General features: G+C 71.2%; 17 protein-coding genes. 7 read left to right on the forward strand and 10 right to left on the reverse strand.

Going from position 1 to position 20,867, the window contains the following annotated elements; genetic code table 11:
• The first annotated feature begins 207 nt into the window (after positions 1-207).
• A complete protein-coding gene (locus ABTY98_RS16905) occupies positions 208-471 on the forward strand; it encodes a GlsB/YeaQ/YmgE family stress response membrane protein (protein ID WP_352221680.1) in 264 nt (87 codons plus the stop codon).
• A 48-nt stretch (positions 472-519) separates the two neighbouring features.
• On the opposite strand, the gene ABTY98_RS16910 is transcribed toward ABTY98_RS16905, so the two are convergent.
• From ABTY98_RS16910 to ABTY98_RS16925, 4 genes are all read right to left on the reverse strand, one after another.
• The gene (locus ABTY98_RS16910; RefSeq protein WP_352221681.1) at positions 520-1,296 is read right to left on the reverse strand and encodes a GNAT family N-acetyltransferase; all 777 of its coding nucleotides are present in this window, start codon (positions 1,294-1,296) and stop codon (positions 520-522) included.
• Between the two features lie 41 nt (positions 1,297-1,337).
• Positions 1,338-1,607, reverse strand: a complete 270-nt coding sequence (locus tag ABTY98_RS16915; RefSeq protein WP_352221682.1) for a MerR family transcriptional regulator — start codon at positions 1,605-1,607, stop codon at positions 1,338-1,340.
• A 185-nt stretch (positions 1,608-1,792) separates the two neighbouring features.
• Positions 1,793-2,647 (reverse strand): GNAT family N-acetyltransferase, encoded by an 855-nt coding sequence (locus ABTY98_RS16920; protein ID WP_352221683.1) that lies wholly within the window; start codon positions 2,645-2,647, stop codon positions 1,793-1,795.
• 253 nt (positions 2,648-2,900) lie between these two features.
• Positions 2,901-3,548 (reverse strand): chaplin, encoded by a 648-nt coding sequence (locus tag ABTY98_RS16925; protein ID WP_502994244.1) that lies wholly within the window; start codon positions 3,546-3,548, stop codon positions 2,901-2,903.
• 304 nt (positions 3,549-3,852) lie between these two features.
• Between ABTY98_RS16925 and ABTY98_RS16930 the strand changes: the two genes are divergently transcribed.
• Positions 3,853-5,463, forward strand: a complete 1,611-nt coding sequence (locus ABTY98_RS16930; protein WP_352221685.1) for an alpha/beta hydrolase — start codon at positions 3,853-3,855, stop codon at positions 5,461-5,463.
• Between the two features lie 184 nt (positions 5,464-5,647).
• Here ABTY98_RS16930 and asnB read toward each other — a convergent pair whose 3' ends face one another.
• The 3 genes from asnB to ABTY98_RS16945 all read right to left on the reverse strand — a co-directional run bounded on the left by asnB (position 5,648) and on the right by ABTY98_RS16945 (position 9,029).
• The gene (gene asnB / locus ABTY98_RS16935) at positions 5,648-7,486 is read right to left on the reverse strand and encodes an asparagine synthase (glutamine-hydrolyzing) (protein WP_352221686.1); all 1,839 of its coding nucleotides are present in this window, start codon (positions 7,484-7,486) and stop codon (positions 5,648-5,650) included.
• 323 nt (positions 7,487-7,809) lie between these two features.
• Positions 7,810-8,589 carry an alpha/beta fold hydrolase gene (locus ABTY98_RS16940; protein WP_352221687.1) on the reverse strand — a complete coding sequence of 260 codons (780 nt, stop codon included), beginning with the start codon at positions 8,587-8,589 and terminating at the stop codon, positions 7,810-7,812.
• Between the two features lie 89 nt (positions 8,590-8,678).
• Entirely contained in the window at positions 8,679-9,029 is a 351-nt protein-coding gene (locus tag ABTY98_RS16945; protein ID WP_352221688.1) for a hypothetical protein, read from the reverse strand.
• Between the two features lie 67 nt (positions 9,030-9,096).
• Here ABTY98_RS16945 and ABTY98_RS16950 point away from each other — a divergent pair, with 67 nt between their 5' ends.
• Both ABTY98_RS16950 and ABTY98_RS16955 read left to right on the forward strand, forming a co-directional pair.
• On the forward strand, positions 9,097-10,191 hold the full coding sequence (locus ABTY98_RS16950; protein ID WP_352221689.1) for a baeRF3 domain-containing protein: 1,095 nt from the start codon (positions 9,097-9,099) through the stop codon (positions 10,189-10,191).
• 66 nt (positions 10,192-10,257) lie between these two features.
• Positions 10,258-11,286, forward strand: coding sequence for a Gfo/Idh/MocA family protein (locus tag ABTY98_RS16955; RefSeq protein WP_352221690.1), 1,029 nt, complete (start codon positions 10,258-10,260; stop codon positions 11,284-11,286).
• Here the strand turns inward: ABTY98_RS16955 and ABTY98_RS16960 are convergent.
• Positions 11,276-13,303: a phosphocholine-specific phospholipase C gene (locus ABTY98_RS16960; RefSeq protein ID WP_352221691.1), complete on the reverse strand. Its 2,028-nt coding sequence runs from the start codon at positions 13,301-13,303 to the stop codon at positions 11,276-11,278. The genes ABTY98_RS16955 and ABTY98_RS16960 overlap by 11 nt on opposite strands.
• 140 nt (positions 13,304-13,443) lie before the next feature.
• Positions 13,444-13,857, reverse strand: coding sequence for an SsgA family sporulation/cell division regulator (locus ABTY98_RS16965; RefSeq protein WP_352221692.1), 414 nt, complete (start codon positions 13,855-13,857; stop codon positions 13,444-13,446).
• Between the two features lie 346 nt (positions 13,858-14,203).
• Here ABTY98_RS16965 and ABTY98_RS16970 point away from each other — a divergent pair, with 346 nt between their 5' ends.
• Entirely contained in the window at positions 14,204-15,634 is a 1,431-nt protein-coding gene (locus ABTY98_RS16970; RefSeq protein WP_352221693.1) for a PP2C family protein-serine/threonine phosphatase, read from the forward strand.
• A 73-nt stretch (positions 15,635-15,707) separates the two neighbouring features.
• Here the strand turns inward: ABTY98_RS16970 and ABTY98_RS16975 are convergent, their stop codons facing one another.
• On the reverse strand, positions 15,708-17,204 hold the full coding sequence (locus ABTY98_RS16975) for a DNA-binding protein NsdB (RefSeq protein WP_352221694.1): 1,497 nt from the start codon (positions 17,202-17,204) through the stop codon (positions 15,708-15,710).
• Positions 17,205-17,470: 266 nt separating this feature from the next.
• Here ABTY98_RS16975 and ABTY98_RS16980 point away from each other — a divergent pair, with 266 nt between their 5' ends.
• Complete coding sequence (locus ABTY98_RS16980; protein WP_352221695.1) at positions 17,471-18,610, forward strand: aminoglycoside phosphotransferase family protein; 1,140 nt, start codon at positions 17,471-17,473, stop codon at positions 18,608-18,610.
• A gap of 265 nt (positions 18,611-18,875) precedes the next feature.
• On the forward strand, positions 18,876-20,861 hold the full coding sequence (locus ABTY98_RS16985) for an N-acetylmuramoyl-L-alanine amidase (RefSeq protein ID WP_352221696.1): 1,986 nt from the start codon (positions 18,876-18,878) through the stop codon (positions 20,859-20,861).
• Positions 20,862-20,867 lie beyond the last annotated feature (6 nt).

The raw sequence follows: 20,867 nt of genomic DNA on the forward strand, positions 1-20,867 counted from the left end.
TCCGTGAGGGGGTGGGGTAGAGGCGGTGCGGGCGCCAACTCTGCGCGCGTAGAACTCGTTTGAGATTTCTACACGCGTCGACTCGTTGAAAGGTACATGGCATGTCGGGTCGGTGAACAGAAAACCGCTGTAACAACCGGACGGGACTGCCTGCGGATTGAGCGGGCAGATTGGATTCCAGCGGAGTTCAGACGAAGAGGGGCGGACATGGAGATCTCGGGCATCATCAGTGCCATCATCATCGGTATCATCATCGGTGTGCTGGGGCGCCTGGTCGTTCCCGGCCGCCAGCACATCGGCATTCTGTTGACGATCGTCGTCGGCATCGTGGCGGCGCTGCTGGGGTCGGCGATCGCGGCCGGGTTCGGCGTGGCGGACACCAAGGGGCCGGACTGGATCGAGTGGTTCATCCAGATCGCACTGGCGGCGCTGGGTATCGCGGCGCTGGACCGGACCAGGGCGCGCCGGTAGCGGGAGCGGTCTGGTGGCCGAAGCGCGCCGACCGCTGGAGCGCGCCGCTCACATCGCGTAGATGTACGGCGTGGTCGTGCTCAGCGCCTGGAAACCCAGTCGCTCGAGGATCGGCCTGCTCATCGCAGAGGCGTCCACCTGCAGATATCGATAACCGTGAGTCGCGGCGGCACGGGCCCGGTGGGCGACGAGGGCGCGATAGACACCGCGCCCCCGCCACCCTTCCACCGTGCCGCCGCCCCACAACCCGGCGAATCGCGTCCCCGGCACCAACTCCATCCGAGCGGCGCTCACCGGCTCGTCCCCGGCCAGGGCGACGACCGCGACCACGGTGTCGGGCTGCTCGGCGAGCCGCGCAAGCAGCCGGTGCCGCAGCCGCGAACCGTCCGTGCCGAATGCCTTCTCGTGGACGTCCACCACGAGATCGACGCCCACCGCGTCCGTGGCGGTCACCACCCGCACGCCGTCCGGAAGTCCGGCGTCGACGGTCAGTCCGGCACCCTCGGCGATCATCAGTGTCTCCTCCGGCTCGGGCCGTAATCCGGCCTCGACAAGCCGCGCGCCCAGGTCCGGCGGGAGGTCGTGGCCGTACAGCTTCCACTCGAAGTCGCGGCCCAGCCCCCGGAAACGGTCGATCTGCTCGGCGATCGCTCGATCCGCGGTCGCCCCGTCCAGGTCCGACCAGACAACGCCGTTCCATCCCTCGCCGTCCGCCACCTGGCGCACCACGGAGCCCACGCGCTCGACACGCGCGCCGGGACCGTCGGGCCGGGCGCCCTCGCGCATGTCACGGTCGTACAGAGCGAGCACCGCTTGATGATCCATCAGAGCACTCCACCATCCGCGCGACCCCCGCGGCAACGCAATTACCCGGCCCCGCGCGGCCGCACGGCCGCCATGTACGCGGCGAGCCGGTCCCGGTTGCGGGCCAGGCAGTCGATGCGGGCCTGGATGCGCTCGACGTGCCCGCTGAGCAGCGCCGCCGTCTCCGGGGTCACGCACGCCCGGGGCGGATGGATCTGGTCGGGGTCGGAGAGATACGGGAGGATCGCGCGGATCATCTCCGTCGTCAGCCCGGAGTCGAGCAGGCCGCGGATCTGCTGCACGTCCTGGACGGCGGCCTCGCTGCAGACCACCGTCTACAACACCGGCATCGCCGCGGGTTCCCTGGTCGGCGGCCTCGCCCTGGACCGGCTGGGGGCGGCAGCGCTGCCCTGGACCGCGCTGCCGCTGGTGTCGGCCGCGCTCGCGATCGTCGTGCTGGGACGGCGGCACGCGTTTCCCGCCGCCGGTACGGCAGGCGACGCGACCGCTCGTCCGCTCAGCCGAGTTCGAGCGTCGTCACCCCGAAGACCCGCTCCAGGGCGTAGTCGCGGACCGGGCCCGTGTACATGCGGGCGGTCTCGAAGGAGGGCGTGAATCCGGCCCCTTCGGCGAGGGCGACGCCCGCCGCGCTGGTCTCGGGCACGTCGACGGCGACCTGGCGGCCGGCCGCCTCGGCGACGAGGGCGGTGAACAGGGCGCGGGCGTCCTCGGCGGTGTCGGCGAACAGGGGGCCGATGCGCAGGCAGTCCTGGCCGGGGCGGATCACGCCGTAGCCGGTGAGTCGGTCGCCGTCATGGCGTACGAAGGCCCGGTGGCCAGTGCCGGTCAGCCAGGCGGCCACGAACCGCGGCCGGTCGGCCGGGCAGCAGGCGCTGTCGTACGCCGTGACGGCCGGCAGGTCGGCGGCGCGCGCCGGGCGGACGCCCTCGGGGATCTCGGCGGCCGGGGCGGAACCCACGAACCGGGCGGTGCGGTAGGCCAGTTCGAAGCCCGACTGGCGGTAGTTGTCCTGCTGGGCCACCACGCCGTCGAGGCCGACCGTGCGGGTGCCGGCGTGGGCCAGTGCGGTCTTCCAGGTGGCGAGGCCGTGGCCGTGGCCGCGCAGGTCGGGGCGGACCAGGTACCAGCCCAGGAAGGCGTAGTCGGCGCTGTAGTTGACGACGGAGACGGCCGACACCGGTTCGCCGTCGATGCGGCCGATGAAGAACCCTTCGGGGTCCTGGGCGAAGAAGGCGGGCACGTCCGACAGCCCCGGATTCCAGCCCTCGTCCGCGGCCCAGCCGCGGACCACCGGCCAGTCGTCGGACGCGGCCTGGGTGACGACGAGGTCCTGGGGGGCCGGAGATGTCATCGATGCGCTCCATTCAGCGGCTGGTTCGGACGGGGGCGGCGACCGGCGCCGCGTCCGCAGCATCCTTCCCGATCACCGGGCGTCGCACCACGCCGGGATCAAGCCGTCGCCATGCACAACGAGCCACTTCGGTGGGCTTGTTGACCGAGGCGGCGCACCGGGACAGGTGCACGGCGCAGGCCCCACCGGTCGGGGTCCGGTGGGGCCTGCAGGCACGTTTCTCGGCGCGCCGCCTCGGCCGCGTGCCGGACGGTCAGCGCGTGCGGCCCCGCCCGAAGCGCCGGCGCAGCACGGTCCCGGTGAGCAACAGCGCCGCACTGCCCGCGACGGCCGGGCCCGTGAGGTCCGTCCCGGTGTGGGCGAGCGTGGTCACCGCGGCCGGCGGCTGGACGGGGTGCGTCCTGGGGCCGGGGTGGGTCTTGACCGGGGTGGGGGCGGGCGGCTCCGGGGTGGGGGTCTCCGGCGTGTTCGGGTGGTCGCCGGAGGTGTTCACCGAGGTGTTGCCGGTGACCGGATTGAGTGCACCGACCACGTTCACGCTGTTGCCGCTGACGTTGACCGGGAGGTGGACCGGCAGCTGGATGCCGTTGCCGGAGATCACCCCGGGCGAGTCGTCCTCGGTGCCCTGCGCGGACGCGCCGCCGGTCGTGGCCGAGCCGCCGGGCGCGCCCTTGCCTGCGTCGCCGCCCTCGTTGGCGCAGGTGTTGCCGGCCGCCGGGTTCAAGAGCCCCACCACGTCCACGGTGTTCCCGCACACGCTCACCGGGACATGCACCGGCAACTGGATGCCATTACCGGAGATCACCCCGGGCGAACCGGCCGCGGTGCCGTCCGCGCCGGAGTCGGCCCAGGACGGGCCCGCCACGGCCATCGCACCGGAGGCGGCGGCGACGGCGATCACACCGTTTCGGGTAACCCGTTTCATAGGTTCCCTGCCTTCCAGAAATTGATGCGGGCGCTCGCCCGCACCGGTTAAACCGTGAACGCACCATGTGAGTTATGGCCGATCGACATTTCACCCCATCGAGCGACACTGATATCGAACCCGTGGCAAAATCGTGTAATGGGGCCTGAAGCCGGTGATCGCGTCAGAATACGGCACCCCGCTCGGGCCGGCTCGCCGGGAGGCGTGCTCACCGACGCCCGCTTATGGTGATCGAAAGCCCCGTTTCCGGTCCGCCACGGAGCGTCCCTGGAGGCCCTCGATGCCGGCCATGCCCCGTACCCGGCCCGCCGTGCGTCGCTGCGCCGGCGCCGGAGCCGTCGCGCTGGCCCTGCTCGGCGCGGGGCTGCCCGCGACCGCGGCGGCGAGCGGCAAGGAGCCGGACCTGACCCGCTTCTACCGGCAGAAGGCCCGCTGGACGGCGTGCAAGGACGTGGAGCTGCCCAAGGACATGCAGTGCGCCAAGGTGACCGTGCCGCTCGACTACGCGAAACCGGCCAAGGGGACCATCGACCTGGCGCTGTCCCGTTACCGGGCGACCGGGAAGTCCCGGGGCTCGGTGCTGCTGAACTTCGGCGGCCCCGGCGGCTCGGGCGTCAGTGGGCTCGGGCTCGGCGGCAAGGACTTCATGAGCCTGACCAACGGCTATGACGTGGTCGGCTTCGATCCGCGCGGGGTCGGCCGCTCCTCCCCCGTCAGCTGCGGCGACGGCCTGGACGAGTCCTCGGACGGCGCGGGCACCGACAAGCCCCCCGACATCGCCCATCCGCAGGCCCTGATGAAGATGCTCAAGCAGCTGACGGTCCGGTGCACCGAGAACTCCGGGCCCGTGCTGTCCCACATAGGCACGGTGAACGCCTCCCGGGACCTGGACGTCATCCGCCAGGCGCTCGGCGACAAGAAACTGAACTACCTGGGCTTCTCCTACGGCACCAAGCTCGGCGCGGTGTACGCGGCGCAGTTCCCGCACAAGGTGGGCCGTATGGCCCTGGACGGAGTGGACACGCTGACCGAGTCACTGGCCGAGCAGGGGGTGGCGGGCGCCCAGGGACAGCAGACGGCACTGGACGACTTCCTCGACTGGTGCGTCACCGACCTCGGGTGCCCGTTCGGGCAGGACCGGCGCAAGGCGGGGGACGCGGTCGTGGAGCTGGTGCGCTCGCTCGACGAGCACCCGGTCCCGTCCGACTTCGGCGGCCCCTTCTCCGGTCAGGACCTGGTGGGCGCCATCGGGCAGGGGCTGTACAGCAAAGAGCTGTGGCCGCTGCTGGAGCGGGCGCTGGCCTCCCTGATCGAGGACGGTGACACCCGGGGGGTGCAGAACATCGCCTCCGGCGGCTACGCCCTCCCCGTCGGGCAGCGCCGTGGCAGCGGGATCGTGGCCAGCGGCGACATCCCCGTGGACAACCTGTCGGCCGCCCTGATGGCGATCAACTGCGCCGACGATCCCGACCGGCCGAGCGCCCGGCGGCTCACCCAGGATGTCGACCGGCTCTCCAAGGAGTACCAGCAGGCGTCTCCGGTCTTCGGCCGGTTCCGGCTCACCCAGGTGCTGCTGTGCTACGGCCGGCCGCGCGGCACGGACTTCATTCGCGACAAGGTGAAGAACGTATCGTCCGCCCCGATGCTGCTGGTGGGCACGCGCGGCGACCCGGCGACGCCGTACCGCTGGGCGATCGAGACGGCGAAGCGGCTCGGGGCGTCGGCCGTGGTGCTGGACAACAGGGGCGACGGCCACACCGGGTACACGTCCTCCAAGTGCGTGCACGGCAAGGTCGACGACTTCCTGCTGTACGGCACGCTGCCGGCCGACGGCAGCTCCTGCCCGGCGGACGGCGACAGCCGCGGCGCCACCGCCGACTCGTCGGGCTGAGGCTCAGGGCCTGCCTGGCGGATCACGTCGCAGGAACCCAGCGGTGCCTCATGTACGCCGGTGAGCGGGGTGTGGTGCGTGCAGCTGCAAGGCGGAGGAGGCGTGGACAGTCAGCCTCCCCCACCGCGGCGGGCGGCGACGCGGTGGGGGCATGCGTGTGTGTCATGATCCGCCGGGCTGGCCCTTAGGCGAGAGTGATTTCGGGGGCGTAGAGGTCGAGCCAGTGGGCCAGGTCGAGGGTGCGTTCCAGGCCGCGCCGGGCGACCTGGCTGCCCAGCCCGGTCCGGTGGGCCGCCCGCTCCGCCTTCTCGCGGTCGACGAGGTCGAAGACCCGGTGGTCGGGCCGGGTCAGCAGCTCCTTGACCTGCTCCTGGAGGGCCCGGCCGTACTCCGGGTCCTGGGTGGAGGGGTAAGGGCTCTTGACCCGGTCGTACACGGACTGCGGGAGGACGTCCCGGGTGGCCTCCCGGAGCAGGGTCTTCTCGCGGCCGTCGAAGGACTTCAGGGCCCAGGGCGCGTTGTAGACGTACTCGACCAGCCGGTGGTCGCAGAACGGCACCCGGACCTCCAGGCCGACGGCCATGCTCATCCGGTCCTTGCGGTCGAGCAGCATGCGCACGAAACGGGTGAGGTGGAGATAGCTCATCCGGCGCATCCGGAACTCGAAGTCGCTCTCGCCGTCGAGGCGCTGTACGCCGGTGACGGCGGAGCGGTAGCCGTCGGCGATGTACGACTCCAGGTCGAGGGACTTGGTGAGGTCGGTGCGCAGGACGTCGGTGTCGTCGCCGAAGTGCCGGCCGAACATGTACAGCCAGGGGAAGGTGTCGGCGGTGCGTGCTTCCTCGTCGAAGAACTGCAGGTAGCCGCCGAACACCTCGTCGGCGGACTCCCCGGACAGCGCGACGGTGGACTGGTCGCGGACGGCCCGGAAGAGCAGCAGGAGCGAGGCGTCCATGTCCCCGAACCCGGCGGGCAGGTCGCGGGCCCGGATCACCCGCTCGCGGACGGCGGGGTCGGCGAGGCTGTTCACGTCCAGGACGATGTCCTGGTGGTCGGTGCGGGCGAGCCTGGCCACGTCGTGCACGAAGGGTGTGTCGGGGGTGCCGCGCAGTTCGTCGGCGACGAAGTTGTCGGCCTGGCCGACGAAGTCGACGGAGAAGCTGCGGACCTTCTCGCCCTGCGCGGCGAGTTGCCGGGCGGCCAGGGCCGTCATGGCCGAGGAGTCGAGGCCGCCGGAGAGCAGGGTGCAGCGGGGCACGTCGGCGACCAGCTGGCGGCGCACGATGTCGTCGAGGAGCTCGCGGACGGTGGCGACGGTGGTGTCGCGGTCGTCGGAGTGCGGGCGGGTCTCCAGCCGCCAGTACGCCCGGGTGCGCAGTCCGTGGCGGTCGACGGTGACGACGGTGCCGGGTTCCACCTCGCGCATGCCCTCCCACACCGCGTGCCCGGGGGTCTTGACCATGGTGAACAGCTCGCGCAGTCCGTCGAGGCCGACCCGGGGGCGGACCAGCGGGTTCGCCAGGATCGCCTTCGGTTCCGAGCCGAACAGGACGCCGTCCGGAGTCGGGTACATGTAGAACGGCTTGATGCCCATGCGGTCGCGGATCATCACGAGCTGGTCGTGGCGGCCGTCCCAGACGGCGAAGGCGTACATGCCGTTCAGTCGCTCGGCGACGGTGTCGCCCCACTCCACATAGCCGCGGAGCACGACCTCGGTGTCGGAGTCGGTGGTGAACTCGTGGCCGCGGGCGGCGAGTTCGCGGCGCAGTTCGGTGAAGTTGTAGGCCTCGCCGGAGTAGACCATCGCGACGGTGCCGTCCGGGGTACGGACGGTCATGGGCTGGCGGCCGCCGGGCAGGTCGATGATCGCGAGCCGACGGTGGCCCAGGGCGGCGGGGCCCTCGCTCCAGGTACCCCGGTCGTCGGGGCCGCGGCAGGCCATGGTCTCCGTCATTGCATCCAATGCGCGCTTCTCGGTGGTGAGGTCACGGTCGAAGGAGACCCAGCCGGTGATGCCACACATGCGTTACCTCCTGCTGCCGGTCTGCCGGACAACCCGCGCCACCTGCGGCTCCACGGCGGAGGCGATTGCCCGAGCGAACCACTTGTATTCAGCACCTATATAACGAGCGTGCGCCCGGGACCCGGCACGGTCAACCTGGCTGTAACACGAACGGCCGCCTCGGCCTCCTCTTTCGGCCGTGCTTTGCCCGCGCGAGGCCCGCGATTCCGCCCCAGACCGGGCTCCGCCCGCCCGGAACACGCCAAGCGCAAAATGTTCCCCAAGCGGAACCGGCGCCGCGGTTTTCCCGGGCGCCGGTCACCTGTCGCTGTCGCGTCCTCGCGCTACGGCGCCGCCGTCAGGAACCGGTCCAGCGCCGCCGTCAGCTCGGCCGGCCGCTCCACGGGAAGCTCATGGCCCGCGTCGATGATCCGGACCACCGCGTCCGGGTAGGCCTTGGCCATCCGCAGCATCTGCCCCACCGGCAGCTGGATGTCGTGGTAACCGTGCACCATCAGGGTGGGCGCGGCGATCTCCCCGGCCCGGTCGAGGACGTCGAAGGCCCGCATGGCGCCGTACAACGTCATGACGACCTCGCGCGGGGTGGCCGCGGAGGCGCGGATGTACTCCCGTATCTCCTCGCGGGGATGACCGGGTGCGAAGGCGCGCTGGATGTTCGCGGCGACGAACAGCTTGAACGGCGCCAGGGTGGAGGCCGCCATCAGCAGACCACGGCCGCGGCTGTACGTCATCCGGCCGATGGAGTTGACCAGCACCATCCGCTCGACCCGCTCGGGATGGGTGAGCGCGAGGGTCTGGGAGATCATGCCGCCCATGGAGTGACCGACGGGGACGAAACGATCCACCTTGAGATGGTCGAGGAGGGCGACGACGTCCTCGGAGAGTTCCGCGATCGTCTTCACGCCGGCCCCGGTGCTCTCGCCGTGACCGCGCAGGTCGAGGCGGATCACCCGGCGCAACTCGGCGAAGTGCGCCATCTGGTGGTCCCAGCGGTGCCGGTCGGCGGTCCAGCCGTGGATGAACACCAGGGGCGCGGCGGCGCCGTCGCGGGGGCCCTCGTCGTCGTACGTCAGCGCCGCTCCGTCGACTTCGAGCTGCGGCATGGGGGCCTCCTGGGGCGCGATCCGGTTACTGCCGGGTACGGTAACCGGCCGCCCCGGCCACCGTCATCGGGAAGCCGGCCTCAACACGGTTACAGCGTGCGCCTGATGGCCGCCACGGTGGCCTCGGCGTCGTCCGCGGACACCGCGAGCCGCGCGAAGGGCGCGGACGGCTCCAACTCGACCAGGACGACCGGGCCGTGCCCGTGGACGGCGACGAAGTCCCGCCCGCCGGGGTGCTCCCAGGCGCCGACACAGAACCGGTCGGGCAGAAAGTGGCCGGGGTGCGGTTCACCGCGCAGCACCCGCCACCAGTCGGGCTCCACCGAGGCCGCGCGCACCTGCGCGAGCGGCACCCTGACCCGGCCACGGTGGGCGAGCAGCCGCTCCCGCCCGCCCAGGCGGACGACGACCTCGTCGCCGTCGACGGTCAGCCGGGCCATCACGCTCACCTCCACTGGGAGAATTACCCCAAATGCCGCAATGGCGAATCGGCCCTATGGTGCTGATATGGAGCACGCACTCAGTCCTTCGACCCTCGCCGAGCTGCGCCGCCCGCGCCCCTACCCCGCCGTCTCCGTGCTGACGCCGACGCACCGCCGCGAGCCCGACAACGCCCAGGATCCCGTCCGGCTGCGCAATGTCGTGGCCGAGGCGAAGAAGCAGCTGGAAACCGATCCCGCGGTCACCCGCGAGCGGCGCAGCGACGTCTTCGACCAGCTCGACCGGGCCCTCGCCGAGATCGATCTGGCACATGCCGAGGACGGTCTGGTGATCTTCGCCGCGCCGGGTGAGCACCAGGTGTGGTCGCTGGCCCGCAGCGTGCCCGAGCGCGTGGTGCTCTCGGACACCTTCCTCACCCGCAACCTGGTCTCGGCCCAGGCCGCCGAGCGGCCGTTCTGGGTGCTGTCGATCTCGGCCGACCGCGTCACGCTGTGGAACGGCGGGGTCGACCGGGTCACCGAGAGCGAGGCGGGAGGCTTCCCGCTGATCCGCAGCCAGGAGAACTTCGACGCCGAGCGGCTCCAGCGCATCGGCGACATGCCCAGCACCTTCCGCGACGAGGACACCAAGCGCTTCCTGCGGGACGCGGACACCATGATGGCCGCGCTGCTGCGTGAGGCGCCGAGGCGCCTCTACGTCACCGGCGAGCAGGCCGCGCTGTCCCTGTGGGAGGAGTTCGGCAACGTCACCAGGCACAGCATCCCCGTGCAGCACGGCGGTCTCACGCACGCCGGTCCGGAGGCCGTGTGGCAGGTGATCCGGCCGCTGCTGGAGGCGGACGCCCGCCGGAACACCGCGTCGGTGACCCGGGAACTGGAATCCGCGCGCGGACACAAGACGTTCGCGGCCGGTGTCGACGAGGTCTGGCAGAGCGCCCGCGAGGGCCGCGTCCGGCTCCTGGCCGTCGAGGAGAACTACCGCACCGCCGTCCGTGACGACGGCGACCACCTGGTCCCGGCCACGAGCGGCGACCTCGACGCCCGCGACGACATCGTGGACGAGATCGTCGAGCGCTGCCTGGAGACAGGCGCCGACGTCCGCTTCGTCCCGGACGGCACCCTGGGCGACGAGAACGGCATCGCCGGGGTGCTGCGCTACTGACGAACCTGCTCGCTCGGCCGACGTCTAGGCTCGGAACATGATCGTCGGCTGAGAGGGAGTGTGGGCGTGGCTGAGCTGCTGGGCGTCGCGGTACTGGGTGCCGGACACATGGGTGCGGACCACATACGACGGCTCGACCAGGTGGTGAGCGGTGCGAGGGTGGCGGCTGTCGCCGACCCCGACCTCGATCGCGCCAAGGAGGCGGTGGCCGGTCTTGACGGGGTCACCGTTCACGCGGATCCGCTGGCCGCCCTGGACGCGCCCGGTGTCCAGGCCGTGCTGATCGCCTCCCCCGGCCCCGCGCACGAGGAGCCGCTGCTCGCGGCCTTCACGCGCGGGCTGCCGGTGCTGTGCGAGAAGCCCATGGTGCCGGACTCCACAGGTGCGCTGCGGGTGGTGGAGGCCGAAGCCGGGCTCGGACGCAGGCTGGCCCAGATCGGGTTCATGCGCCGCTACGACGGCGAGTACCGGCGCCTGAAGTCCCTGCTGGACGGCGGCGGCCTGGGCCGGCCGCTGATGCTGCACTGCACCCATCGCAACGTGTCCTCGCCGCCCGGTTTCACCAGCGCCATGCTGATCAACAGCTCGGTCTCGCACGAGATCGACGCGGCCCGCTGGCTGCTGGGCCAGGAGCTGACCGCGGTGACCGTGCTGCGCCCGCAGCCCTCCTCGGGTGCCCCTCAGGGGCTGCTGGACCCGCAGCTGGTCCTCTTCGAGACCGACGGCGGCGCCCTCGTCGACGTCGAGGTCTTCGTCAACTGCGGCTTCGGCTACCAGGTGCGCTGCGAGGCGGTCTGCGAGCGGGGCAGCGCCCGGATCGGCGAGGACCACACCATGCTGGTCACCTCGGCCGGCGCCGCCCGCGAGGAGGTGCCGCAGGACTATCTGGTGCGGTTCGCCGACGCCTACGACCGCGAGGTGCAGTCCTGGGTGGACGCCACCCGGCAGGGCCGGGTCACCGGGCCGAGCGCCTGGGACGGCTACGCGTCCTCCGTGGTCGCCGAGGCCGGGGTCCGGGCGCTGGAGTCCGGCGGCCGTACGACCGTCGAACTCGCCCCGCGCCCGGACCTGTACGCCGAAGGCGTCAGCCGCTGACGCTCGCGGAGCCCGTCTCCAGATGGCCGGTGAACCGGCGCGACCAGGTCGCGTCGGAGTCCACCGTGACCGTGAAGTCGTACCAGCCGCCCTGGTAGGCGACGGCGTTGAAGTAGTCCTCGACCGAGGCACCGGCCGCGACCGGGTACGTCCATGGGCCGTCGGTGCGGTAGTTGTTCGAGATGATCGTGAACTTCACCGGCACGGCACCCGAGTTGGTCAGCTTGAACCAGATGGCGAGCTTGCCAGTGCCGGGTTCGACGGCGTAACGGGTGCTCACCTCGGCGGACTTGCCGGCCTTGGTGGCGTCGCCCTGGAAGCGGCGCAGGAAGCGGTTGGGGCCGGCCATGGTCAGGTCGTACTTGCCGCCGCCGTAGCCCGTGCCGATGTTGAAGTAGTCCGAGGCGGTTCCGCCCGCGGCCACCGTGTACTGCCAGGGCGTGGTGTCCCGGTAGGCGTTCGGGTGGATGGAGAGGTGGGCTGCCCGGGTCGCCGGGGCGCCCTGGTTGGCCATGGTGAACCAGGCGAGGATCTTGCCGCCGGTCCCGAACTCCAGGTGGTCCAGGTACCCGTTGGGCTGGTAGGGCAGCGCGCGGGCCGGGCGGGTGCCGGACTCCTGGGTGGGCAGGGCGTTGGTGGTGGGCACCGGGTTGGGCAGCGGGCCGCAGGTGGAGTAGCCGATCACGCTGGTCGCGGGTAGGGAGACGGCGCCGTAGACCGGGTTGGTGAAGTCGAAGACGCCGGTCAGGTCGCCGCTCACCGTGCGCCGCCAGGCGCTGATGTTGGGGCAGTTGGCGGGCTTGCCGAGGGCCGCGGTCCAGGTCTCCAGGAATCGGAGCACCGAGGTGTGCTCGAAGACCTCGGAGGAGACCCAGCCGCCGCGCGTCCAGGGCGAGATGACGATCATCGGGACGCGGAACCCGAAGCCGTAGGGCACGCCGTTCAGGAACTCATCGGCCGTGCCGGCAGGCGGCGCCGGGGGCGGGACGTGGTCGAAGTAGCCGTCGTTCTCGTCGTAGTTGAGGAACAGGACGGTCGAGTTGAAGACGTCCTCGTCGGCGGCGAGCGCCTGGTAGACCAGGTTGACGAAGTGGGCACCGTCGCCGGGCGGGGCGTAGGGGTGCTCGGAGAACGCCTGGTTGGCGACCACCCAGGAGACCTGCGGAAGGGTGCCGGCGACGGCGTCGGCCCTGATCGCGGCGGCGATGTCGTCGGGGGTGGAGCCCGTCACCCCGGGGACGGAGGCCATGCCCCGGTCGTACAGCGGGTTGCCCGCCTTGGCGCCGGCGAAGTTCTTGAAGTAGGCGCAGCCGTTGTCCCCGTAGTTGTCCTGGGCGTTCTGGTAGACCTTCCAGGTCACCCCGGCGTTCTGCAGTGCCTCGGCGTAGTTCTGCCAGGTCAGTCCGGACTCGTCACCGCCGTCGTAGCTGGCGGAGTCGACCTTGCCGCTCCACAGGTAGGTGCGGTTGGGGCCGGTGGCGCTGAGGGTGGAGCAGAAGTAGGCGTCGCAGATCGTGTAGTTGTCGGCGAGCGCGTAGTGGAAGGGGATGTCGGAGCGGTCCAGATAGCCGAGCGACCGCACATTGCCGACTCCCGCGACCCAGTTGTCGAGGCGGCCCTTGTTCCAGGCGGAGTGCTGGGAGGACCAGGAGTGCGGCAGATCGCCGTTGCACTGGGCGAGGGTCTCGCCGTCCTGACCGCCCGCGTCGGGGGTGGCGCTCAGCTTCCACGGGTACTGCCGGCCGGAGCCGTTGGGCTGGTTGAAGACCGGGTAGCCGCCGCTCAGGGTGATGCCGCTGCGGTCCGCGAAGCCGCGGACGCCCTTGAGGCGCCCGAAGTAGTGGTCGAAGCTGCGGTTCTCCTGCATCAGGACGACCACGTGCTTCACGTCCGAGATCGTGCCGGTCGCCGTGCTCTGGGCCGCGGCCGCCGTCCGTGGGCCGGCGGCACTTACCGCCATGCCCGCCGCCACGGAAGCGCCCAGTCCCACGAAGCCTCTTCGGCTGATCGGTGTCATTCGCCCCGTCCTCGTCACGGGTGTGCCCCTGTGGCACACCGCGCGCAAGGGTGCACGGACCGTTCACCAAGGTCCAGGCCGGAGCGGTGAGGCGGGAGTGAACAAAAGTCAAAATACGCGTCGGCAGCGCCGGATCGCTCTCACACGCCCCCGAACAAGGTGCTCAGGCCCCGCTCCACGACCGCCTCGACGTCCTCCTCCCCCGGTGCCACCACCTCGTGGGTGCGCTGCAGGAAACGGAAGAGTGCCTGAGTGTCGAACTGGAGCAGGGCGAGCCCGTGCGGCGAGTGGAACTCCACGGCCGTACGGCCCCGGCCGCAGGGCCAGATGTGCACGTCCCCGCGTCCGGCGGGGACATCGAGGCCCTGGTCCAGCAGCGAGCGCGCGAAGGTCCAGGTGACCTCCTCCCCGCCGAGGGTGACCTCGGCGGGGAAGTCGACGAACACGGCCAGCGGATCACCGGAGGTGTACCGGAGCGTGGCGGGCACCGGGACCTCCTGGTCCTCGGCGGTGATCAGCCGGGCGCGGGCGGGTTGCTCGAAAGTGATGTCCATGCCTGTAGGACTCCACAGGTGCCCTTCGCATGACGCGAAATCCGGACAGATTTCCGCGGTTGGCCGAGACCGCGACACTGCGAACACAGGCGCGTCGAACAGTCGCCCGAGCGCTACACGGACGGCCTTGAATGTAGGCCAAGTCACGTAGTGCGCCTACGACTTGCCCCGTCCGGCCGCTACGTCTTTCATGGGGGTCCACCAGCCCGTGAAGACTCTGGCATATGCCAGAAGCACCACCGGATCGTGTGTTGCCAAATCCCTTACGGGGCGTCGCAGGCTGTGCAACAGTCGTAACCGGTCCCCCGCCCGTCCTGGCCGTACCGTCCCCCCATCGGAGTGCGTCATGCCGTCCCATGTCTCCGCGGACCGCCCCGCCGCCCAGCCGCCCGGGCACGGCTCGGTCGAGGCGTTGATATCGCAGACGCGGCGGCTCAAGGGCGACGTGGACGCCGTACGGCGGGACACCCGGAGCGACGGTTCGGATCCCCGGGATCGCTGGCAGCGGGCGCTCTGCGACCTCGCGCTGCATCAACTCAACGATCTGGACGAGCACTTGGCGCAGCTGCGGGACGGCCCCGCGCCGCTGCCGCCCGTCCCGGACGCCGGGCTCGCGCACCCGTCGGCGCCGGTCGGCATTCCGCACGGTTCGCTGCTCAGCAGGGTCGGCAGCGCGGAGTGGAACCTCCTGACGGACGAGGCAAGTTGGTCCGGTGAGCTCTACCAGATCCTCGGCCGCGACCCGGCCGCGCCCGCGCTCACCCTCGACGAACTGCCCTCACTGGTAGTGGACGAGGACCGGCCCGGGCTGACCGCGATGGTCACCGACTGCCTGGTCGACGCCAAGCCGATCGACGGCGAGTTCCGCGTCCTGCGGCCCGACGGACACGTGCGGACCGTGCACATGATGGGCGAGCCGGTGCTCGGCGGCGACGGCAGCACCGCCTCGATGTGGGCCGTGCTGCGGGACGTCAGCGAGCTGCGGCGCAGCCAGCGTACGGTGCGCGAGACCCGTGACTCGATGCGGCACCAGCACCGACAGGACCGGACCGAGCAGCGGCTCGCGGCCGAGCTGCAGGAAGCCGTGCTGCCGCCGGGCCGCGGTGCGCTGCGGCTGCCGCGCCGGGGCCCGGGCGCCCTGGAAGCCGCCGCCCGTCACCTGCCGTCGGGGGCCGGCGCCCTGCTCGGCGGCGACTGGTACGACGCGCTGGAGCTGCCCGACGGCGACACCCTGCTCAGCGTCGGCGACCTCACCGGACACGGTGTCGCCGTCACCTCGGGCATGGCGATGCTGCTGGGCGCCGTACGCGGCATGGCGATGGCCGGCGCCGGGCCGGGGCAACTCATGTCCCTGCTGAACCAGTTGCTCGACACCACCGTGCAGCCCGCGCTGGGCAGCGCCGTCTGCTGCCGCTACCGCCCCCTGACCCGCACCCTGACCTGGGCACAGGCAGGACACCCCGCCCCGCTGCTGTTCCGCGGCGGGACGGGGTGCGTGCTGAGCGCGCCGGACGGCGTCCTGCTCGGCGCCACCTCGGGAGCCGGTTACGGGCAGGCCGAAGTGACCCTGGAACCCGGCGACCTGCTCCTGCTGCACACCGACGGACTGCTGCCCGGGCACAGCGCGGCGGACTCCCTGGACCGTCTCCTCGGCATGGCGCCGCGGTTCGGAGCGGCACGCACCGCCCACGACTGTGTCAGGACCGTGATCGAGGAGTTCGGCGAGACCGGGCGCGAGGACGAGGCCTGCGTGCTCATCGCCAAGGTGAGTGAGTAAGGGCAGCCGGCGCCACCCGGATCAGTCGGCGCACGCGAGTCTGCCGGCGCGCGTCACAATGCGTACAGGCTCCCTACGCCTGTGCGCTGTTGTTCGTCCCCCTGCTCCTGGCCTTGGGCAGGACGAGCTTGATCTCCTCCCTCAGTTCCTGGATCTTCGGGTAGCCGGAGTATTCGGCGGTGAGCCGGTACATCTGGCGCAGCCGGTCCCAGGTGCGGTGGGAGGAGTTCGATCCCATCGACATCAGGGCCAACCGTGCGTAGCGGTCCGCCTGTTCGGGGTCGTCCGCGATGAAGCAGGCGGACGCCATGGACAGGAAGTCGAAGATCTTCGACCGCTGCCGGCCGTCGACCCTCAGCGCCAGGGCCTTCTCCGCGAAGTGCTGGGCGTGTACGGCCGCGCTCGGGTCGTGCTCGGCCAGCGTGCGGTAGGCCAGGGCCTGCATGCCGTACAGATCCTCTTCTTTGAACATCTGCATCCAGCTCGGCGGCGGCACGTCGCCCCGGTCGGAGACGAAGAGGTCCTCCGCCTGGCCGAGGGTGCGGCGCATCGCCTGGCCCCTGCCCATCGACGCCTGCGCCCAGGCCTCGATGGTGTAGAGCATCGCCCTGGTGCGTGGCAGCACCTCGTCGCCCGAGCCGGACTTGGCGAGCTTCATCAGATCCAGCGCGTCGTCGGGCCGGCCGAGATGTACCATCTGGCGAGCCGCTCTGGAGAGCGCCTCGCCGGCACGCGGCCGGTCACCGCCCTCACGGGCCGCGTGGGCGGCGATGACGAAGTACTTCTGGGCCGTGGGCTCCAGGCCGACGTCGTGCGACATCCAGCCCGCGAGGACGGCGAGATTGGCGGCGACGCCCCACAGGCGCCGCTGGAGATGGTCGGGGTGGCGGTAGGCGAGCATGCCGCCCACCTCGTTGAGCTGTCCCACCACGGCCTTGCGCTGCAGCCCGCCGCCACGGGCCGCGTCCCAGGCGCGGAACACCTCGACGGAACGCTCCAGTTCCTCGATCTCCTCGGACCCGATGGGGGCGGCCTCGTAGCGGTCGAACCCAGCGGGGTCGGCGTGCAGAGGGTCGTCGAGGACGGGGGCGTCGGCCTTGAGCGTGGGGTCGGTGTGCAGCCAGTCGTGCATGGCGCTGCTGAGTACGGATCCCGCGGTGAGCGCGGCACCCGCGCCCACCAAGCCGCGTCGGTTGAGCATGAGGTCCATTCCCGTGAATTCGGTGAGGACCGCGGCGGTTCGTTCGGGCGCCCACGGCATGCCGTCGGGATGTTCCACGTTCCCGTCGTCCGACCGTTTTCCCGTACGCCCGTGCCGTACCAGACCGAGGTCCTCGATGGTCACGACACGGCCGAGACGCTCGGTGAACAGGGCCGCCAGCACCCGCGGCACCGGATCGCGCGGGATCTCTCCCGTGTCGATCCACCGCCGCACCCGCGAGGTGTCGGTCGCCAGCTGGGGGTGGCCCATGGCCGCCGCCTGCCGGTTGACCAGCCTCGCGAGTTCGCCCTTGGACCAGCCGGCCAGGCCGAACAGGTCCGAGAGACGGGTGTTGGATTGTCCGCTCACGTCAAGCCCCCAGGTTCTCGGCTGAGTTGACAGTAGCCCCGTGCCAGTTGCCGGGCGACTATTCGCCACGGTTCGCCAGGGTGCGCCAGATGGTGTGCCACTGGGCAACGGGTGTCAGGTAGGAACGCGCCACCCCGACCCGGTCGCCACTCGACGGGCACACTCCCCAGGGTGTGTCCGGGCGGCCGGGCCGGGTGGGCGCCGAGGACCTCTCGCAGGACTTCTCAGGCAGGCACCGCAGGTACACGAAGGGATCTGTATCGCCCATGTACGCAGCATCGTCCTCCGTGTCCGCCCCGCCCCGGACGCTGCGCCCCCGCCCGGCGGGCAGCGGACCCTATCTCGACCCCGCCCGTACCGGGGCCGCCGTACCGGTCGTGGGCCGGCCACGGCGCGCCGCGGTTCCAGGCACCCAACCGCTCAGCGGGAGACTCGACTTGTCCGGCCCCCAGGGCGCACAGCTGCGCACCGCGATCGCGTCGGTGCACCGGATCTGCCCGGAGTTCGCTCCGGTGCAGGTGCTGCGGCGCTCCGGGCGGTCCGTGATCCTCGTCGGGACGACGGGGCGCAGCACGGCCGTAGCGAAGTGTCTACTGGACCAATCCCCCGCCTGGGCGGAGCGGATCCGCCACGAAATAGCCGCATACCGCTCGTTCGTCCGGCACCGGCCGCCGATCCGGGTGCCGAGGCTGATCGCGGCAGACCCGGACAACTGCACGCTGGTGATCGAGCGGATGCCAGGGCGGGTGGCGGCGGTACAGCGCCACCCGGCGGAGGCTCCGCCCCGGGCGGACATCCGGGCCGCTCTCGGCGCGATCTGCCGGCTGAACGCGTGGCGACCTCCGGCGGGCACCTTCGACGCGCCCGTGGACTACGCGGCCCGTATCTCCCGGTACCACGAGCTGGGTCTGCTCACCGACCGGGACATGGGTGACCTGCAGAAGCTGCTGCACGGCATCGCGGTCGCGGCGGGCCGACAGGGAATGGGCCAGTTCTGCCACGGCGACGCCCTGCTCTCGAACATCCTGCTGTCGCCGGCCGGTCCAGTACTGGTGGACTGGGAGCACGCGGGCTGGTATCTGCCGGGATACGACCTGGCGACGCTCTGGTCGGTTCTGGGGGACGCCCCGGTGGCGCGTCGTCAGATCAGCCAGATCGCCCAGTCGGCGGGGCCCGCGTCCCGGGACGCCTTCCTGGTGAACCTGATGCTGGTCCTCACCCGGGAGATCCGGACGTACGAGACCGCCGTGCAGCGTTCGATGCACGACGCGACCCCGGCGGCACCGGGTATGGCCCACCCGGGTGCCGCGCCGACCGGCGAGGAACAGCGGCTGTTGCTCCGGCGGCTGCACGACGACTGCCAGCTGGCCCGGCGGGCCGTGCGCGCGGCGGTCGGCACTCGCTGACGGGGACGAGGATCCGCGGTGTGCTCAGGGCAACTGCGCACCGCGGATTTCTCGGATTTCCCGGGTGGCCGTACCGCTCACACTGGTGTACGCCACTGACGCCGCGCAGGCCGGGAGCCTCCGCCGCGAAACTCCCACGATCATCGTATGACATGGGAATTCTCCCTTCTCTGGGCATGATTGACGGATCGTCGGCCAGCCGGTACCACTGAGCCACGCTCAGCCCCGCACGCCCCGCCGCGCCCGATCGCCCCAGGAGGCCGTCTTGCGAGGATCCGTCACCGAGCCAGCGCCCACGCGCGGCGGCAGACATCTACGGAGGGCGGCCGGTGCCGTAGCCTCCGCGGCGCTGCTGTTGCCGTTGCTGGGCGCCGCTCCGCCCCCCGGCGAGACCGCGTCGTCCGCCGGACTGCTTCAGCGTGCGTTCGCGTCGGCCGCCACCGAGTACCACGTGCCGCAGAGCGTTCTGCTGGCTGTCTCCTATCTCCAGTCCCGCTGGGACACCCACGACGGCGCGCCGAGTGTGACGGGCGGCTACGGCCCGATGCACCTCACCGACGCGCGCACCGCGCTGGCCACCACCACCGAGCACTTCGCCGACGGCACCGAGGACGCCCGCGGCGACAGCGCCCGCCCGGCCCTGCACCCCAGCGTCAAGGTGCCGGCGAACTCCGCGCTCCCGGCCCGTCTCAAGACCCTCGTCCGGGCCGCCGGGCTGACCGGTATCCCGGCGGCGGAGCTGCGCACCGACCCGGCGGCGAACGTGGCCGGCGGCGCCGCCCTGCTCGCGGCCGCCCAGCAGTCCCTGCACCAGCCGCTCAGCGCCGACCCGGCCGAATGGTACGGCGCGGTCGCCCGCTTCTCCGGCGCCGACGACACGGCGACCGCGGCGGCGTACGCGAACGACGTGTTCGACGTCCTCCACACGGGCGAGGAGCGCACCACGGACGAGGGACAGGTGGTCGCCCTCGCCGCCCAGCCGGACCTGAAGGCCGACACCGCGCAGCTGAAGCTGACCGGGCTGCGCACGGTGGCGGCGGACGACACGGAATGCCCGACAACGGTGTCGTGCGAATGGATCCCGGCGCCCTACGAGGAGTTCGGGGACAACGACTACGGCAATCACGACGTCGGCGACCGGCCGGTCTCGCAGAGCATCAAGTACATCATCATCCATGACACGGAAGGCGCCTGGGACGGGACCATCAACCTGATCCAGGACCCGACCTATGTGTCCTGGAACTACACCGTCCGCTCGACAGACGGTCTGATCGCCCAGCACGTCAAGGCGAAGGACGTGGCCTGGCACGCGGGCAACTGGTACATCAACGCCAAGTCGATCGGCATCGAGCACGAGGGCTTCCTCGCCTCTCCGGACGCCTGGTACACGGAGGCGATGTACCGCTCGTCGGCGCGGCTGGTGAAGTACCTGACCGCCAAGTACGGCATTCCGCTGGACCGGCAGCACATCCTCGGCCACGACAACGTGCCGGGACCGACCACCTCCACGATCCCCGGGATGCACACCGACCCCGGCCCGTACTGGGACTGGCGGCACTACTTCGAGCTGCTGGAGCACCCCTTCAAGCGCACGGCGGGCAAGAAGGGCGGTCTGGTGACGATCCTGCCGGACTACGCCACGAACCAGCCGACGTACACGGGCTGTGTCACCAAGGGCCAGCCGTGCGCCGTGCACGGTTCCAGCGAGGTACGGCTGTACTCCGACCACGACGAGAGCTCGGCCCTGATCAAGGACATCGGTCTCGGTACGACACCGACGGCCGACGTGAACGACATCTCCTCGCGGGCCTCCACCGGCCAGCAGTACGCGGTGGCGGACACCTGGGGCGACTGGACGGCGATCTGGTACCTGGGGCAGAAGGCCTGGTTCAAGAACCCGGCGAAGGCGCCGACGGCGGTGACCGCCGCAGGGCTGGTGGTGACGCCGAAGGCGGGTCTGACCAGCGTCCCGGTGTACGGCCGTGCCTATCCGGAGGCGGCCGCGTACCCCTCCGGGGTACCTGCCCAGGCGGTGTCGGCGCTGCCGTACACCATTCCCGCGGGCCAGGAGTACGTGGTCGGTGACGAGGTGCCGGGCGAGTACTACTACGCGGTCACCTTCGACACCGCCTCGCACCTGGTCGTGGCCGGCAAGGACCTGTACTACGAGATCCAGTACGGCCACCGGGTCGCGTTCGTCCGCGCGGCCGACGTGACGGTGACGCCGGCCAGCCGGTGGGTCAGGAGGTAACCCTCG

It is taken from the genome of Streptomyces sp. NPDC096040, from assembly GCF_040303265.1.
In the GTDB taxonomy this organism is placed as follows: domain Bacteria; phylum Actinomycetota; class Actinomycetes; order Streptomycetales; family Streptomycetaceae; genus Streptomyces.

Coding starts and splice junctions, on each gene's coding strand:
- ABTY98_RS16905 (WP_352221680.1), top strand. CDS start 208: ATGGAGATCTCGGGCATCATCAGTGCCATCATCATCGGTATCATCATC.
- ABTY98_RS16910 (WP_352221681.1), bottom strand. CDS start 1,296: ATGGATCATCAAGCGGTGCTCGCTCTGTACGACCGTGACATGCGCGAG.
- ABTY98_RS16920 (WP_352221683.1), bottom strand. CDS start 2,647: ATGACATCTCCGGCCCCCCAGGACCTCGTCGTCACCCAGGCCGCGTCC.
- ABTY98_RS16930 (WP_352221685.1), top strand. CDS start 3,853: ATGCCGGCCATGCCCCGTACCCGGCCCGCCGTGCGTCGCTGCGCCGGC.
- asnB (WP_352221686.1), bottom strand. CDS start 7,486: ATGTGTGGCATCACCGGCTGGGTCTCCTTCGACCGTGACCTCACCACC.
- ABTY98_RS16940 (WP_352221687.1), bottom strand. CDS start 8,589: ATGCCGCAGCTCGAAGTCGACGGAGCGGCGCTGACGTACGACGACGAG.
- ABTY98_RS16945 (WP_352221688.1), bottom strand. CDS start 9,029: ATGGCCCGGCTGACCGTCGACGGCGACGAGGTCGTCGTCCGCCTGGGC.
- ABTY98_RS16950 (WP_352221689.1), top strand. CDS start 9,097: ATGGAGCACGCACTCAGTCCTTCGACCCTCGCCGAGCTGCGCCGCCCG.
- ABTY98_RS16960 (WP_352221691.1), bottom strand. CDS start 13,303: ATGACACCGATCAGCCGAAGAGGCTTCGTGGGACTGGGCGCTTCCGTG.
- ABTY98_RS16965 (WP_352221692.1), bottom strand. CDS start 13,857: ATGGACATCACTTTCGAGCAACCCGCCCGCGCCCGGCTGATCACCGCC.
- ABTY98_RS16970 (WP_352221693.1), top strand. CDS start 14,204: ATGCCGTCCCATGTCTCCGCGGACCGCCCCGCCGCCCAGCCGCCCGGG.
- ABTY98_RS16980 (WP_352221695.1), top strand. CDS start 17,471: ATGTACGCAGCATCGTCCTCCGTGTCCGCCCCGCCCCGGACGCTGCGC.